Annotated in this window: 16 protein-coding genes; 10 read left to right on the forward strand and 6 right to left on the reverse strand. The window is 38.4% G+C overall.

The window, feature by feature from the left end:
* Positions 1-82 precede the first annotated feature (82 nt).
* Positions 83-1,825, forward strand: a complete 1,743-nt coding sequence (locus tag BLW49_RS23765; protein WP_090727306.1) for an LPD1 domain-containing protein — start codon at positions 83-85, stop codon at positions 1,823-1,825.
* A 26-nt stretch (positions 1,826-1,851) separates the two neighbouring features.
* Positions 1,852-2,025: an aspartyl-phosphate phosphatase Spo0E family protein gene (locus BLW49_RS23770; protein WP_143042156.1), complete on the forward strand. Its 174-nt coding sequence runs from the start codon at positions 1,852-1,854 to the stop codon at positions 2,023-2,025.
* A 109-nt stretch (positions 2,026-2,134) separates the two neighbouring features.
* Here BLW49_RS23770 and BLW49_RS23775 read toward each other — a convergent pair whose 3' ends face one another.
* Positions 2,135-3,022, reverse strand: a complete 888-nt coding sequence (locus BLW49_RS23775; RefSeq protein WP_090727309.1) for a hypothetical protein — start codon at positions 3,020-3,022, stop codon at positions 2,135-2,137.
* Between the two features lie 219 nt (positions 3,023-3,241).
* Here BLW49_RS23775 and BLW49_RS23780 point away from each other — a divergent pair, with 219 nt between their 5' ends.
* The 3 genes from BLW49_RS23780 to BLW49_RS23790 are packed head-to-tail and all read left to right on the forward strand — an operon-like array spanning position 3,242 to position 5,231.
* Positions 3,242-3,625 carry a YhjD family protein gene (locus BLW49_RS23780; RefSeq protein ID WP_090727311.1) on the forward strand — a complete coding sequence of 128 codons (384 nt, stop codon included), beginning with the start codon at positions 3,242-3,244 and terminating at the stop codon, positions 3,623-3,625.
* Positions 3,622-4,893, forward strand: a complete 1,272-nt coding sequence (locus BLW49_RS23785; RefSeq protein WP_090727312.1) for a DNA polymerase IV — start codon at positions 3,622-3,624, stop codon at positions 4,891-4,893. The genes BLW49_RS23780 and BLW49_RS23785 overlap by 4 nt, the downstream gene beginning before the upstream one ends.
* Positions 4,890-5,231, forward strand: coding sequence for a YolD-like family protein (locus BLW49_RS23790; RefSeq protein WP_090727313.1), 342 nt, complete (start codon positions 4,890-4,892; stop codon positions 5,229-5,231). Before BLW49_RS23785 ends, BLW49_RS23790 begins: the two co-directional genes overlap by 4 nt.
* A gap of 463 nt (positions 5,232-5,694) precedes the next feature.
* Here BLW49_RS23790 and BLW49_RS23795 read toward each other — a convergent pair whose 3' ends face one another.
* Entirely contained in the window at positions 5,695-6,681 is a 987-nt protein-coding gene (locus tag BLW49_RS23795; protein ID WP_090727315.1) for a DnaA N-terminal domain-containing protein, read from the reverse strand.
* A gap of 1,186 nt (positions 6,682-7,867) precedes the next feature.
* Between BLW49_RS23795 and BLW49_RS23800 the strand changes: the two genes are divergently transcribed.
* On the forward strand, positions 7,868-9,103 hold the full coding sequence (locus tag BLW49_RS23800) for a replication initiation protein (protein WP_090727317.1): 1,236 nt from the start codon (positions 7,868-7,870) through the stop codon (positions 9,101-9,103).
* Here the strand turns inward: BLW49_RS23800 and BLW49_RS23805 are convergent.
* From BLW49_RS23805 to BLW49_RS23815, 3 genes are all read right to left on the reverse strand, one after another.
* Positions 9,094-10,197, reverse strand: coding sequence for a replication initiation protein (locus BLW49_RS23805; RefSeq protein ID WP_090727318.1), 1,104 nt, complete (start codon positions 10,195-10,197; stop codon positions 9,094-9,096). The two genes, BLW49_RS23800 and BLW49_RS23805, sit on opposite strands and share 10 nt — an antisense overlap.
* 157 nt (positions 10,198-10,354) lie before the next feature.
* Entirely contained in the window at positions 10,355-11,326 is a 972-nt protein-coding gene (locus BLW49_RS23810; RefSeq protein ID WP_090727320.1) for a HEPN domain-containing protein, read from the reverse strand.
* Between the two features lie 135 nt (positions 11,327-11,461).
* Entirely contained in the window at positions 11,462-12,562 is a 1,101-nt protein-coding gene (locus tag BLW49_RS23815; protein ID WP_090727322.1) for a hypothetical protein, read from the reverse strand.
* Positions 12,563-13,037: 475 nt separating this feature from the next.
* Here BLW49_RS23815 and BLW49_RS23820 point away from each other — a divergent pair, with 475 nt between their 5' ends.
* Genes BLW49_RS23820 through BLW49_RS23835 form a run of 4 tightly spaced genes read left to right on the forward strand, consistent with a single transcriptional unit; the run spans position 13,038 to position 15,222 of the window.
* A complete protein-coding gene (locus BLW49_RS23820; RefSeq protein WP_090727323.1) occupies positions 13,038-14,288 on the forward strand; it encodes a toprim domain-containing protein in 1,251 nt (416 codons plus the stop codon).
* 53 nt (positions 14,289-14,341) lie between these two features.
* A complete protein-coding gene (locus BLW49_RS23825; protein WP_090727325.1) occupies positions 14,342-14,581 on the forward strand; it encodes a hypothetical protein in 240 nt (79 codons plus the stop codon).
* A gap of 55 nt (positions 14,582-14,636) precedes the next feature.
* On the forward strand, positions 14,637-14,966 hold the full coding sequence (locus tag BLW49_RS23830) for a hypothetical protein (protein WP_090727326.1): 330 nt from the start codon (positions 14,637-14,639) through the stop codon (positions 14,964-14,966).
* Positions 14,967-14,982: 16 nt separating this feature from the next.
* A complete protein-coding gene (locus tag BLW49_RS23835) occupies positions 14,983-15,222 on the forward strand; it encodes a hypothetical protein (protein ID WP_090727328.1) in 240 nt (79 codons plus the stop codon).
* A 187-nt stretch (positions 15,223-15,409) separates the two neighbouring features.
* Here the strand turns inward: BLW49_RS23835 and BLW49_RS23840 are convergent, their stop codons facing one another.
* Entirely contained in the window at positions 15,410-15,883 is a 474-nt protein-coding gene (locus BLW49_RS23840; protein WP_090727329.1) for a hypothetical protein, read from the reverse strand.
* Between the last annotated feature and the right edge of the window lie 131 nt (positions 15,884-16,014).

Below are 16,014 nucleotides of genomic sequence, written 5' to 3' on the forward strand. Positions count from 1 at the left end.
TGTGTCTATCGCTTGTTCAGCGTCCTGGCGGACGGTAATAAAAACACCTCCGCCTTGCGCGGAGGAGCATGGAGGTATAAATATGTCCCAACAATCAGTTATGTCACTGTTTGATTACTTTATGTTTGAGCAGGATTATCAGGTGGTTGACCAACACGAGATTTTCTTTAATCCACCGACAGCGGTAGTTGCGTCTAGTAGTTCCGGCAATAGAAAACAATTTGCTTACGACTGTGGTGAGGAATTACGGGGTGCACGAAAGCATCTTGCATCTGGCCTGGTAAAGTTCTCATCTGAGTGGCAGACAGCTATGGAAGTCGATCCTAGCCAGGCATATGATTTAGTCTGTAAAGATGGGTTAATCGGCTCACTGAATGCTGAGAATTTACAAGAAGAGGGTTATACTTCTGAGGCTGCTCTAGTTGTGAAACTTATCTGGGACCGTGTAAGTCAACGACCAGCCGATGATTCAGTTCAAAGAAGATATTTCATACAAGCTGTGAATGAACTGAGATCCTTATTTAGAGACGCGAAAACAGTGGATTCTGTTAAATCTGCAGTCTCAGAGCTGCGGATTAATGTTCGTAATGCCCATTACTCGCAATCCGAGTACCAGGTGAAAAAGAATCCGGAACTGTTGTCCTACTCGCATTGGCTGTCACTAGGAGATCGATTCAAATCTCTTTTTGTTACCAAGTCACGGGCAGTGGCAGGATACCGCAAGATATATAAGAGAGCTTTTGAATCAGAGGAAGGACAGGATTGGAATTGGGCAAAGAAACGAAAGAATCAAAGTAACCGACGACAGTCAAATAAAGCCTACTGGGAGCGTAAAGTACCTGATGAGGTAATCCGCTTATCAGAGAAAGCATCCGGAGTTACGAAGCCTGAGGACTTTATTACTCAATACGGTTTTCGTGGAATTCAGTTCGGTAATTGGGTGGATGATGCTGCAGGAAGATACCACGTACTTTGTTCTGGGAATGCTTGGGCAGATCTAGCTTCTATTTTGAATCTTCCTCCAAAAGCGATCTCATTCTATGGTGCTCTTGGGCTTGCCTTTGGAGCAAGAGGGAGTGGTAAAGCAGCAGCACATTTTGAGGTTTCTACCAACGTAATGAATTTGACCAAGCATCGCGGAGGAGGATCCCAGTGCCATGAATGGGCTCATGCGCTTGATCAAAATCTGTATTCATACTCCCATCAATTCTCGAACGGTAAGCGTGCCTTATTGTCCGGTTCTGAGGCAGGACCTCATCTTCCTGCAGAGTTAAAAGAAGCCTTCGCTGATCTAATGAAGGTGATTAAAGAAGGTAATGGCAAGCGACTAGTGAAAGTTCCTGATCCGCTCCCGCTTCCCCAGAGTCGTTATTACGACAGAATTAAAGGGGCATTGGCGTTAAATAATTACGATATAAGTACTGCATTACAGTCCTTGATTGGCCGATATCGTATAAAGAATAATCAATGGATGGATATTGCCATTTTATATTGTAATCTGCTAAAGGAAGCAGGGAAGGAAGTACCAAAGAGCTTCTACATTCCCTCTGATGAAAGCCTATTTTATTCCGATGCTAAAAACATGGGGGCATACTGGCGTCGTGACCATGAGCTCTTTGCAAGAGCATTTGAATCATGGATTGAAGATGAATTGTCAGCGGCTGGTATGACTAACTCGTATTTAGTATATGGAACACAGTTTGGTAGTCCTTACCCGTATGGTGAGGAGAGGCAATTCATTAATGCTTCTTTCCGCAAATGGTGGGAAATCATGCTGCAGCTAGAAATCTTCACAAATGAACGTCTCTGGCAGAATGCGAATTGATAACTCACAAAATGGGGGGATCCGGAATGGCTAGAACCTTGAAAGAGTTACTGAGGGATATAGAGAGGAAACGCGAATGTTTAAATAGAGCTGAGAAGCGACTAGGGATTAAGTCACCATATGTTCTTAAAAAGTCCCAGGAGCTTGATGCATTGCTAAATGAATATGTTGCTAGAACCACAGCTTGCAGGGAGAAATAAAAAGTTTTGGGAACAGGCAGGATAATATCCGCTTGTTCCTTTTTATATGCTTTTTTAGAGTCCCATTACATAGACTACGAATCTGTAAGAACAAAACAAAGTAAGGACACTAAACGCTCCTTATAATATATTGGTCTACTTTCATTTGAGTGGTCTGTTCTATAACATATAGGTTATTGTTTTCAAGCACTAGTCTCAATTGTAGTGCGTCTGCCATACTATCTTTGAATAATGTTTGGATCAATTGGGGGTTTTCACGTATGTCTTGTTCGAGTCGACGTATATCATTGACTGTTCTCTTGTAACTGCGCACATCATGCATAGCATCTCTCGATGCAGTAATTCCAAGTCCAGGTGGTGCTAGTATAATTGCATTGCCACTGATGTCTTTTAACTCGAGCATCACCGTGTACCCTTTTTTTCGTAGCTTTTCATGATTTTCTTCAGTGATCTGATACTGTAATTCTTTAACTCCTTTAAAGATATATGGCTCTATTAATTCTGGCCAATTATCATAGACCGTTTGCAAAACTGATTTATCTGTCCATGAACCATGTTCGTAAACATTAATCAAATAAGCTTCATTTTCGTTTAAATATAAAAACAACACGGGGCCTGTCCTCGCAACGTAGTTACCATCTTTTTCGTCTGGATGATCTCCAAGATGAAGATGGAGTACCCCCCAGTCGTTAAACATGCCATCAAAAAATGAAATTTTGTCAACCATTTTACTGAGATAGGGGGATATATCCTGCCCGTTTTCAAGTACATCTATTAATTTATCAAAACCATTTTTTAAATGGAGTGGGCAATTGAATTCTTTAGCCAGATGTAAACGACGCTTGCGAGTTACTCCTCCTTTTTTTCTTAGATATGTAAAATATCTGATTACTAGTAGATCTTTCTGTGTCGACTTTGAAAAACGAAGTCCATCAGCTACCATATCCTCGATGATAATGTCTTGCCAATCCGAGACTAGATTCATTTCAATATTCACTGGTCCAACACCTACTTTGACCTTATTCGACCATTCTTTTTAAACAACATAAACTATTCCTCTAATGTTATCAAGCTAAATATTAATTGAGTAAATAAAATCCACTGATTTCATTCCAGAAATCAAAACAAGCTAAAATCCTCCTTAATTTTACATTGATAAAAGAACTAATGTTCGCATATAATACAAACAAATGTTCTTAATGTGGGGTGGATAGTAATGTTGAGTATTGGGCTAAATTCAGACGATATCAAAATTGTTAAGGATTATGCTTTATTGCCGATACTACTCGATGTACTGGAGAAGGACTGGGAACTCCTTTGTCGGTCCGATATCAAAACCTCGGAATTGACTCGAGTGATGATTGAACGGTTACAAAATGCGGCAATGAGTGATTTAACCGCAGCTCGAAAGCTAATGCGAGAAAAGAATTTAAAGGTGTATGAGTATCGTAAGACCAATCATGGCGTTGAATTGCAGTATGTAAGCAAGGGATACCATAGAAAGTTGTCTATGCTTTGGGGACTGATTGAAGCAGAAATTGAGCAACGTTCATACAACTACCTTGGGTTTGAGATTGCAGAAATGGGAGAGCAACTATGAAGACGAAAGAGCGAGTCATTATGTTAGCTGACTGTCAGTCGTTCTATGCCAGTGTTGAAAAGGCAGAGCATCCGGAGTACAAAAATCGGCCGCTCGTTGTTGCTGGTGATCCTGAAAGACGTTCAGGAATCGTATTGGCTGCTTGTCCCATTGCCAAATCTAAAGGAATAACTACTGCTGAAAGACTAGGGGAGGCACTGGCTAAGTGTCCGGACCTTGTGGTCGTCAAACCACGCATGCAGCGGTATATCGATGTCTCAATGCAAATTACTGAAATCTACAAGTCTTATACGGATTTGGTGGAGCCGTACAGTATCGATGAACAGTTTTTAGAAGTAAGCGGGAGCCTGCACCTATTTGATTGCACACCTGAAGAATTGGCCCGTTTAATACAAAATCATGTCCAAGAAGCAACAGGAGTGTACACCAGATTTGGAATATCCAATACTAAAATACTTGCAAAGACCGCGTGTGATAATTATGCGAAAAAGAATGCTGCAGGAGTCTACACTTTAACAAAAGAGATGCTACCAGAGACATTATGGAAGCGACCTGTCAGCGACATGTTTATGGTAGGGAGCCGAATGAAACGGCATCTTACAGTAATGGGACTTACTACGATCGGAAGTGTCGCTCAAACGCCATTATCCAGGCTTAAGGATATGATGCGTCGTAAGTTCGGAAAAAATTCGGACATTCAGGCAGAGATGTACTGGAGAATAGCCAACGGGATCGATGATAGTCCAGTGCGCCCTGGCACTCACCAAGATGCACCTAAATCAGTCGGCCATATGATGACCCTGCCCAGAGACTACGGAACCATTGATGAAATTAAGGTTGTTCTGCTGGAGTTGACTGAGCTAGTCTGCCAACGCTGCCGTACACTTGGATTAATGGGGAACGTAGTGTCAGTAGGATGCTTAGGCGCTGATTTTGACCGACCTACAGGCTTTTCTAGGCAACTTAAAATGGAAGACCCGACGAACATAACCAATCAAGTTTACCAATGGGCCTGCAAGCTGTTAGAACAATTCTGGGATGGATTCCCGATTCGTAGGGTGGGTATCAGTTTGTCTCAGCTTTCACCTGACAATGAATACCAGGTATCCATGTTTGACTCCTGTCGTGAGAAATCTATGGCTCTTGAACGAGTTACTGATGCTCTAAAACAGAAGTACGGGGATACAGTTGTCATGCGCGCTGTTTCCAAAACGGCAGCGGGTCAAGCGGTCGACCGATCTGATAAAATAGGAGGTCACTTCAAATGACAACTCGAAAAAAACTCGAAGGTAACGGATTATGGGAGTCAAGTCGAATGATGCTCCCGGAGCATAAAGAGGTAATAATACGGCAGCAGGTTGAAGAAAACAAAAAAACAAAACCAATTCTAGATTCCCAAGAGGTAGAGCTCATCCAACTCGCACTTGCAGAGTCTCTTCATCAACATCGGCGTATAAATTTGCAATTATATGATGAATATAAAGACATACATCTGAGCGGGTTCGTTGTTTTGATAAATGCTTACAAAAGGGAATTTAAATTTGTCACTAATCGAGATGAATGGCATTGGGTAAGTGTTCAGGACATCGTTTCAGTTAGCTCATAATCTAATGAGAATTTTTTTAAGATTGCTAAATAACTAACTAGCAATCTTTTTTATTTTTTATGCATATCTTTTTCATCCATTCAATAATGTTGTAGGAGTATAATATCGTTTTTCTTACTTGTAGTGCTTCTTTCGTTTTTTTTAATTGTATTTATTTGTTCTCAAAATATGAGATAGGGTCTCTCAACATCTGATCCAAACTCTCTCAAATCTTCAGAGAGGGCCTCTCAGTTATTGACTAGCGAATAGGCCTTTCAAAATTTGAAAGGCAGCTTCTCGAAAATTGAGAGGCGAGATTTATTAGTTAAGCCGCCTCTCAAAAATTGAGAGACGAAGCTCTTCAAATTATTATACCCCGCTACTCAAATTTTGAGAGGCGGCTTCTAAAAATTTGATAGTCGGCATTTCAGATTTTGAGAAGCGGACAATTACATAAAAAAAACAGACCATGAGGTCTGTTTCACTAATCTAACTGTACACAATCAAAGTGTATCTCGCTGATATCGCAGGCAAAAGGCAAGACAATTTGTAAAATCGTATCTTTATACCGTTCTCTTAGCCAATCCCTTGTAAAGGGGACTGGAGAGTATACTGTAAGCACTTGTCCTCGCTTAATAGCAAAAGTATTTTTAAACCAAGTATCGAAAGAAGGACGGGAAAGATTTGTACTTATTCCACTTAATACTTGATCCCATAACTTTGTGTCTTCATCGGTACGCTCTTGTTCGAGTAAGCTTATCTTGTTGAGTGCTTCCTTTTCCAATTGCAGCACTGATTTTTCTTTACGTACTACAGTGCCATGTTTAACAACATCATCATAAATCTCTAAGTAGTCAACGGCTGGGTTCAGGTTGAGAAATTGATCAAAATTCGCAACAATCCCCTGCATGTACTTATCGTGATCAAGTTTTAATTCAGTCGGAAGCTGCTCATAGAGCTCCTGGGGCAGGAAAGGGACCTGCTTACGAACCTTATAGAGGGGACTTTCCTCCATATTATTCATGTCTGCATTCTGAACATTAAAGACAAGTACGAAACCATATCGCTCAAGATTGCCTAAAAACTTTTTAATCGTGTTTCGACTCTTGTTCATTTTCAAGCTAATTAGTTTGAGATCTGGCCAGCAATAATCCTTATCCCCATAGCAGTATCGTTTCAAATGAGCATATAGAGCTACACCCTCAGCACCGAGAAAATGACTCCAATAGTCAAAGATATAATTACTCAGAATAGTAACGTGACCATCTACATAGGGAATAGGCTGCCCGTGCTTGTCCAAGCTGAACTTACGAACATTCTCTTCTGTAATATAGATTTTCTCTAATTCTTTTTCGGTGTAGATTTGTTCAACACCGTCGACTTTTCTTACCTTAGATGTCTCTGTACCCGTTGGCCGATACCGATAATACATTAACTTATGTTGTGTACCTTTTAGGTTTTTGTCGATCATAAAAATACTCCTCTAACGCCCTATAACCAAAGCAGGTGAACTTCACAGAGTTTTGAGACTATGATAAAATAGCCATAATCTAAGCAATGTGAATGAAGTCCTTACTTCCTCACATTTACTGTCTTATGCTTGGCGGCCGCGGACAGCAAATGTTGACTAGAATGAGGGCTTTATTTTTTTATGTAGCAGCAATTCAATTCATTCTAATATATATATTAATATATTACCTTCAAAGTTCTACATATTTCCACTCCTTATTTTGTGACAGAAAAATAAATTATGAAGAATTGAAAAAAGCTATGTCGCATACTGTTTGTTTATAGATATTGTTTGTTATTTAAAATGATTAACAGATTGATTGTTTGTTTACAAGTCTATGAATCTATTGAATTGACAGGCTTTCTAGCACTTTGCTGTCACAAGATAAGGAGTTAACAGTCACAATTTGGGGAGTATAGATGTCACAGTTAGGGGAGTAGGGTATCACATTTGCAAGAGTAAGCCGTCACAATAAAAGGAGTAGAGGTGTCACAATTAGAGGAGTAGATATAGTAAAATTTCACCCAATTTGTTATCGATTATATACACACAAATTATTTCTTCCTTGATCCTGGTCTAGCTTGTTGATACTGATATAAAAGTTTGCTCCTTATATTGTGACAGTAATGGTTGATTACTCCTAAATTTGTGACACTTGTGATGGATACTCCTTATATTGTGACAGCTAGGAAGTGATAATTATGAAATCACTCCTTTATTTGTGACAGACAAAGGCCGATTCCTGCAAATTTGATGGCATACGTAAAGAAAGACACCAGTTTAATGTGTTTTACTCCTAAGTTTGTGACAGAAAGAAAATACTACTCCTTAAAGTGTGATAGTTTGCTTTATTTACTCCTTTATTTGTGACAGCTAAGGGAATATGATTCAAATAACTCCTCGTTATGTGACAGAAAACTAGAAAGAGACTCCTCATTATGTGATAATTACGTTCTAGAAAGCATAAAAGCTCTCTAATATAAGAAAGAAAATTCAACTGATTTAATATGTTCGGAAAAAAACTCCTCTTTTTGTGACAGAAGTTCAGTTACTAAAGGAATTTATTTACTTTTATCTGTCACATATAAAGGAGTGGAAAATCAGTAACCGGTTATTTATAGTAAATTTAAAGGGAGGGTTAAGAGAAATGAAAGCAGAGCAGTTAGAATTCGACCTGGAACCAACATCTATTTCACCTGAGTATATCGTTACAAAATCAAATGCATTGATCGAAATGCCTCTTAACCTGGACCTGCAGGAATCACGAGTAATCTATACACTTATATCCTTGATCCAACCCGATGATGAGGATTTTAAAACTCATTTTGTTAAAGTGAAAGAATTTGCTGATATTCTAGATCTGCAGGAAAAGAACTTCTATAAGAAAATAAGAGAAGTTGTAACTGGGCTGCAGCGAAAAACACTCGTTATCCGTGAAAATAATGGGGAATCAGAGCTAGTGGTAAACTGGCTTTCCGCGTCTCGTTATCACCATCGGAAAGGTGTAGTTGAATTAGAGTTCTCGCCTCAGTTGAAGCCTTATCTACTGAAGCTTAAGAAGGATTTTACCCGATATAAATTGGCCAACGTCCTGGTCCTTAGAAGTAAATACTCGATTCGGATGTATGAACTGCTGAAACGTTATCTCAATTTTGGAAAGAGAAGGTTCACACTTGAGCAGCTTCGTAACTTACTCGAGATTGAACCAGGCAAATTAACGCATTATGGACACCTAAAGCAGCGGGTACTTTTAAAAACACAAGAGGAGCTGGCTGAGAAGACCGATATTTCTTTTGATTTTGAGGAGACAAAAGTCGGACATAAGGTAGTCGCAATTACTTGTTACATAAAACAAAATCACCGTAAAAAGTTGCTGCAAAAGGATCCTGATTTATTTGAAGAAGGTGTCACAGCGATTTCTTTATTGACTCGCTTCGGTGTAAGAAAGTCTGTTGCTGAAGACTTGCTCAAAACATTTGGCGAAAAGAGAGTCAAAGCCAATATTCAGTATGTTTATGAGACTAAACAAGAGGCGAGCATTGATAATATAAGCGGTTATATGGTTAAAGCAATCCGGGAGGATTTTGTGAATAACGGAGCAGGATATGAGGAGGAAGATCTTTATGATTTTGAGACATCGATTCCTCATTTGAATGTCCGCTTGCGCCGACTGATTGAAAATCATCAGGAAAAGATGGATCAGGCGAAAAAGTCTGAAGAGAAAAAAATGCGTAGTGACATGACTCAAGCGGTTGTTGATGAAATTCACAGAACACTTGAAATACGAAGGAGCCGAAATCTTCGGCCACTTGATCCGGAGGATTTTGAGCAAAAGTATGTACGAGAGCTGTATGAATACTTATTGGAGCACCCCTATGTATGATTGGGGTGCTTTTTCTTTCGATTATCGCTTACAAAACCATGGATATCATTGATAATCTTATCCTTAGCCTTGAGCCAAAGCTGAAGAGTGTTCTTTTCGTATCCATTATCTTCGCAGTACTGTCTAAATTCCTTTTCTATCACAAATTGAGGAGTCACACTGGTAATATTCCTGAAGGGATCCAGGAAGTCATGAATCAGCAGGTATTCTTCAGGTCTCAGTCCGTTTATTACTTGTCCAAAGTTCTCAGTCTCAATAAGTTTTGATAAATACGGCACCGGCTGCCGGATTGATTCAATTCGAGTTTGAACATAATCAAGTGCAACAATAAAAGCATATTCTCCTTTTTGCAGCCACTTGGAATAGAGATCCGGAGTAAGCTTGGCATCAATGAACTTTGTGAAAAGCTTGGCTTGATCCAAAAAGTAGTCCTGGTTGATATCCAGGTGAGCATGCGAGATGGAACGGGATAGCTGGATTTGCAAACTATTTATTCGATTTCCTGATTTTTGTTCCATGAAGTTTATCGACAAGCCAAGGAGAGATTTAATTTCTTCAGATGCTGGCACCAGTATCCTTGCTTTAAAGTTAGCATAGCGTGGGTATTGATCATGTACATCTAACAACCCTCTTAATTCTTCGATAGTAACAATATCACCGTGCCATATGCTGTCACGAACAAGGGTATACAATTTGATAGTAAAAGTACTTTTGGCTTTCAGCAGTAAGTTTATTTCATCGGTATTAAACATTTTGGCAAGTCTGAGAAATAGAATTTCTACGGCAGCATGCATTTTGAATCTAATTACTTGGGATCCGCGAGGTATTTCGATATTTTCAATCAGCCTTTTCTCGAATTCAAGAGAGCCTGCCTTTATTACAATCTCTTTTTCAGCAAGATGAGTAACACATGATTTTAATTCTGTATATTTAACATTTTGATGACCCATTCTCTCGGACAAATCGGATAGTCTTGTCTCGTATTGATGGGACGGAGAAAGATTCCAGCGAATTAAGTCTGAAAGCCACAGAAGAACTTTGATTTCAATGAGGGTAAGTTTCTGTAATCCCAAAAAGGAGTTTTTAAATGACATATACTGATAATCACCTCAGTGGCTATTATACTGTAGTTACATATTATTAGATACTAGAAGACTGTTGTGCAGCAATACAAACTAAAACGGTGTTGTTTCTTTTTTGTAAAAGCAAAAAACGTCACCGTTAATTGGCGACGTTTTTGTTGAATGGTATTTAATTTAAAACAAGATCTAGGAAAAAATCATCAATCTCTTTATCCGATTTAGAGAAAATTTCATGATTGTTAACAACAAGTTGTCTTAATATTTCATCAAGATCCTGACAAAGTTTACCTAAGCTAACGTCACTTTCCTTACCAATTTGTTGACCATGGACAACCTTAGACCGGCAGTTGTAGGCATCTTTAATTACTTTAAAGTAATATTTCTTGGTTACATTTGAGGTGCCAAAGAAAAGCGCTACTCTCTCTGCAATTTTATAGCTCAGCTCAGAGGTTCCTGTAGTAAATAGACATTCTAGTGCAGTACAATATGATAATATTTTCATTGGTATAGTTGCACTTCTTCTTGCACCAAGAATGAAGTAAATAGCTCTATTCATCCGATCAACGTTTTTTTTCTTATAAAAATGGTCAGAATCAGGATTTTTCCCGCCACTGTGCCTAAGTTCGTAATCTTCTAATGTGATTAAAGGGAAATAAGAGATAGCTTTTTGTATTTCAGTATCTGAATAAATCGAATCCTCTTCTTCAGAGTTTGAGTAACTAAATACCTCAGATAAGGAAGCTTTATATGTAACACCATCTATATCAATACCTTGTTCGTAAATTATTAAAAAACCCTCTCGAACGTAAATATTATTGTCTTTTATTTGCCATAGGTAGTGAGTAAATAACTGGGCTTGCCTTAATAAAGAAAAGTCTAGATTAATGTAGTATCTATTCATCTCATCTTCTTCTAGAATAGGTGGTTCTACTTCACCATCAATATATAGATACGTTGCATCTTCAAATTCATTAATTGAGTGGAACCCAGCAGTATACCTTAGTAGTTCCGTCTCAAGAGTCTCTCTGAATATTTTTTGACCATTAGAGATTCTTGCACCAGGATATAACTCAATTCCTTTATTTTTAATAGATTCAAGCCTTAAATTATGAAATACAGTAATGAACCTATACTTTTTCATTATTGAAACCGTCCTTTTTGATTTTTGCAAAAGAATACTGTTTGTCAGTTCTGAATTTTGAGAATGATTTAAATTAACTATACCATATTAAGGTATTTAAATAGCCACTGGAAATCCAGCGGCTTAACAGTTTTTTTATTTATTTTCATCTACGAGTGGAACGTATTTACCCATAAGATCATTAACACATTCGTTTAACTTATCTTGTGCTTCAGGTGTAAGTTTAATTTCCTCTCCATTAACAACAACATTACTATTATTTTTAATTTCACTAGTATTTTCAATGTGCACATCCATATCAACCGTTATATTATTTATTATAGTTAGGTTATTATTGTTTGCATTGTTACCATGGTTGTTAACTGTAGTTGTTGGTTCAGGGGAGTCTTGAAATGGTGATAGTTCTTCTATGTGAGGTACTATCATAGTAATCACTACCCAACGAAGTACCCATATAGTATAGTACATCCATGTTGGTCTATCGCTTTCTGCAGAAGCGGTTCCTTTTACATTTGCAATAACTTCATCTTTTAAAAGTCCTAGTATAGCAATAAGCTCATGTAGTTTTTCATTTGTTGCATCAGGAATGGGTTCATTAGCTATCTTTTCAAACAAAGTAGGATTAATAGCCCCCAATAACGAGGAAACTCTACTTAATTCTGAAAACTGGTTTCCCAGACCGCTTAATCTAGGATCTGGAAAAAGAGTGTTAACAATCGGGATGTTTACTGTTTTTACAGAATTTAATTCTTGAATAGCGTTTCCTACTTCAAGAGTTTTAGCGAAAGCAGTTGTCGCTAACTCAAGTGAGTTTGTTCCTTCAAAACTTCGAATAGCAGAGCTTAGGTAATGCTCACTATTAAACCATCCCGAAGCTTTATTTGCTTTATTAATGGCATCAATTAAAGGATTAGTCCGACTTAATTGCTGCATATTATCAAAAATAGTTGCTGATATTGAACTTAGTTCAGGGATTTTAATTTGACTAGTTAAGGAAAGTACTGGTGAGAGCGAAGTGATGTGAGAAGCTGTTGAGTTTAAAGCCTGCTGAGCAAGGGCTGTACTCTCCATGAAGCCAATTGATTTAGGGTAGTACTCTTGAGCTTCTAATATCGATCTACTAATTTTTAAAGGTGTCTCATACATCTTTATTAACTTATTTTGTCTCTCTATAGCTTTAATTGCTGGATTCAGTGTCATGCCTTCTATGAGCATATCTAAATCAGTTTTTTTCATTGTGTCTCCTCCGACTTGTTTTTGTTTATTATTATTTTATTATTACGTAACTGAAACAAACCCAGTTACGAACTAAATTCCACAGAGAGAGTGCTGCCTGTACTTCATATTGTCAATTCATAATGATTATATAGTTTTTGGTATACTGTTAACCAAATGATTAAAGAAAGGGAAATTAATGCTGCAATCTTCGCACGAACCTAATTCTACGGTGTTGTCTCTTTTCTCTATTGATAGGAAATGATATAATCGAACTATTATATGAATCATCATTAATTTTCTCTGCTGTCTTACATTTCAGTGGAGTGGGAGTAGCTGTTATAATGGCAAATAGGTAGTTGGATTGCTGGTGCATGCGGTATAAGTATGTACTTTTTTTGCGTCCATTTTTGTGAGCTCATCAATTGATGAGCTCTTTTTTTATGCCCATAGGAGATTTAAAAACAACAGGTTTCATAAAGAAAGGGGTTAATTCATGAGATTACGTAGAACAAGAAATACTGATTGGTTTGAGATTATGTCGCTGTGCCCGATCTGTGGGAAGAAAGGGTGGTGTGCGATAAATAAGGATCAGACCATTGTTCATTGCATGCGAGTACCATCGGATAAATACAAAGATACAGATATAGGTCGGCAATATACACATTATTTAACGGAGAGTGTACCGCGGGAGCGGATTGAAATTGAGGTATCCAATGCGGTAGAGAAGCGATCAAATGACCATCTGAATCATGTATACCGTGCCTTTACTAAAGAAGTCCCTCTGTCTACAAAGCACGCAAGTCACTTACGTAGCGACCGAATGATGGACGAGGACTCAATACGAATGAGAGAGTATCGGACAATGCCAGAAAGGGACCGTTATAAATTCGCTAAAGGGATGATTGGTCGATTAAGCAGCGAAAATGACTTACTAGGTGTTCCAGGATTTTTTGCTGCTGAGGGCCGCTACGGAGCATACTGGACGATAGCTGGGAATACGGGTCTAATGGTTCCGTATCGATCAATCCGTAATGAAATCACTGGCTGGCAAATTCGTGTAGATAAACCACCGCTCGAGTTATCGATGCAGGGTTCTATAAAAGGTGAAATTATGGAGGAGGTTGAGCCCCTTCCTAATGGCTTGAGACGAGCTAAATGCTCACTCCAAGTCCAGGATAAAACACTTGAAGTAATTCTTACTGAAAAGGATAAGAAGGTATGTCATTCCAAGTCCGGTCAGTTTGTCTTCAGTGTAAAACTTGAGCAGGGTACCAAGTACTGGTGGTGGAGCAGCGGATCTAAAATGAATGGTGCTTCTATAGGGGGACCACTGCCGGTTCATTTGGCTCTTCCTTATCCATGTCTCCCATATTGGAAAACAGGGGAGGATCCCAGCAATATTATCGACTGTTCAGAGGTATGGGTGACAGAGGGAGCACTAAAAGCAGATCTTGCAGCTGATTTAATGGTAAAGCCGTTCTTCGCCGTTCCTGGAACCGGAGCTTTTAGATTAGCTCTTGAACCATTAAAGGAGCTCGGCTGCAAACATGTCGTTTTAGCCTTTGACGCTGACGCAGTTACAACTCCTGAAGTAAAACGTTCTCTAGAGCTATGCGCAGAGTTTTTTGCAAAAGAAAGCGATATGGCATTAAGTCTTGCAATGTGGGACGTTTCATTAGGAAAGGGAATTGATGATCTACTGCGGGCAAATTATGTTCCTCAGGTGTCTTCTTTATTGAGTTAAGGCATTGTGTGGCAGGGAGTTCAAAATTAACTATAGAGAGGAGATCAATGGATATGATAGAAAAAGAATTTTCAAATTTCGTAACAAAAATAAATCAGGAAGAAGATAAAGCAAAGGGGATACACTTTAGTAACGCTGAGCTACTACTAATCGAAAGTGCTTTATCGATTGCAAAAGAAGAATCAGGAGGTTTTATCGGTCCAGGTCAATGGTTATATGACAAAGTACGTAACCATCTAGAGTCGCAAGGATATAGATTTAACGATGATGGATCGTTCTATCAGATTACGTAGGATTTACCTAGGATTGGGATTAAAATAAATAACAATAATAAGGGAGAATGAACATATGCCAACTTGTATAGAATGTCGTTTTTATGATGATGCAGATGCAGATTTCTTGACAAAGGAAAAAGATATCTGTATAAGTTGCGGACCACATATTTTAGTGGAGTTCGGGGTTAGTGATAAACTCGGTAAATATGTGAATGTACATATCAAGAATCTCCTGGATTATAGTGGAGATGACGATGCAACTTTCTATAGTGAAAGTAAACACTCTTACAAAAAAGATGCAATTGATTACGCTAAGCAAGCTGCTGATAAAAACCAGAGGAATTTCATCATTTTGTACAGGGGAATCAGCCCTTGGTTGGCAGATAAAGAGTTGAGCATTTAGGTCAGGAGAAGATAGCATGCAATTTCAAATAAAACAAGTAGGTCGGCGCTGGTTTAAAGTCGAGGTTTTAGAGCCCATAGATGGCAGCAGGTCCTATTATGATAGAGGAGAAGCGGAAGCCAGTTTTAGTGTTAATCTTGAGTCATCGAAAAGGAAATGGACGATCACAGGCACTGGATCAAGAGCTTACCGGAAAGAAATGATACAAGAATTAGAAAATTATGTTGAGCTGCATGAACCATGGATTGAAGAGTAGCAGTGGTGTAATGAGTATATGTCCAGGTTTCATCCCGGGAATATTACTAATGAACTCATTAGGTAAAATATTGGGTTTTAAAAGAATGAAAGCGAGGACATGATGTCCTCGCTTTTTTGACTTTTTGAGATGACTATTTTCGACAACAACTCTAACTTTTATATCATAAACAGAGTCATAATATATGCTAGGATATTTGTAAAGTTCGTAATGGAACTGACGTACTTATAACTATGTGAGCAGTGGATATACGCTCAATATGTACAAATTCTTCTGGCGTTTTTGTATTGCTATTTTTTCTGTACGTTACTTCATTTTGTAGAACGATTCTTGCTTTCCTTTTGACATCTTCAAGAGATGAACTTTCGACTCGAATACGGAATCCTGGAATATAAGCTGTATAGTGATTTTTATCTCTATTGGATTCATACAAAACTGGGAACTTAGTTCCTCCCATAAGAAGAGTTTCAGTACTTGCGTTATCATCTGGAATTAGGCTGCCAGCATCGATAAGCGATGAAATTTCATGATTTAGAATTTCTTGAATAATTTCACGTGCTTCTTCGTAAGTATCACCGATGATGTCCATGTTAAGAGCAGGTATGTAAGCTACAACATTCGACGTAGCTCGATCTCCTTCGTAAATTACTAAATAAGACACAGAATAATGCCCCCCTTTTGCCTGATTGCGAACGTTCTACTTGAAGTTTATAACAAATTTGTTAACAGTGGAATATTAATGGCCTAAAATGGAGATTAACCGACCTGAAATGTAAATTATGTAGGCAAAAG

This window comes from Paenibacillus sp. PDC88 (assembly GCF_900106725.1).
Lineage (GTDB): Bacteria > Bacillota > Bacilli > Paenibacillales > Paenibacillaceae > Paenibacillus > Paenibacillus shunpengii.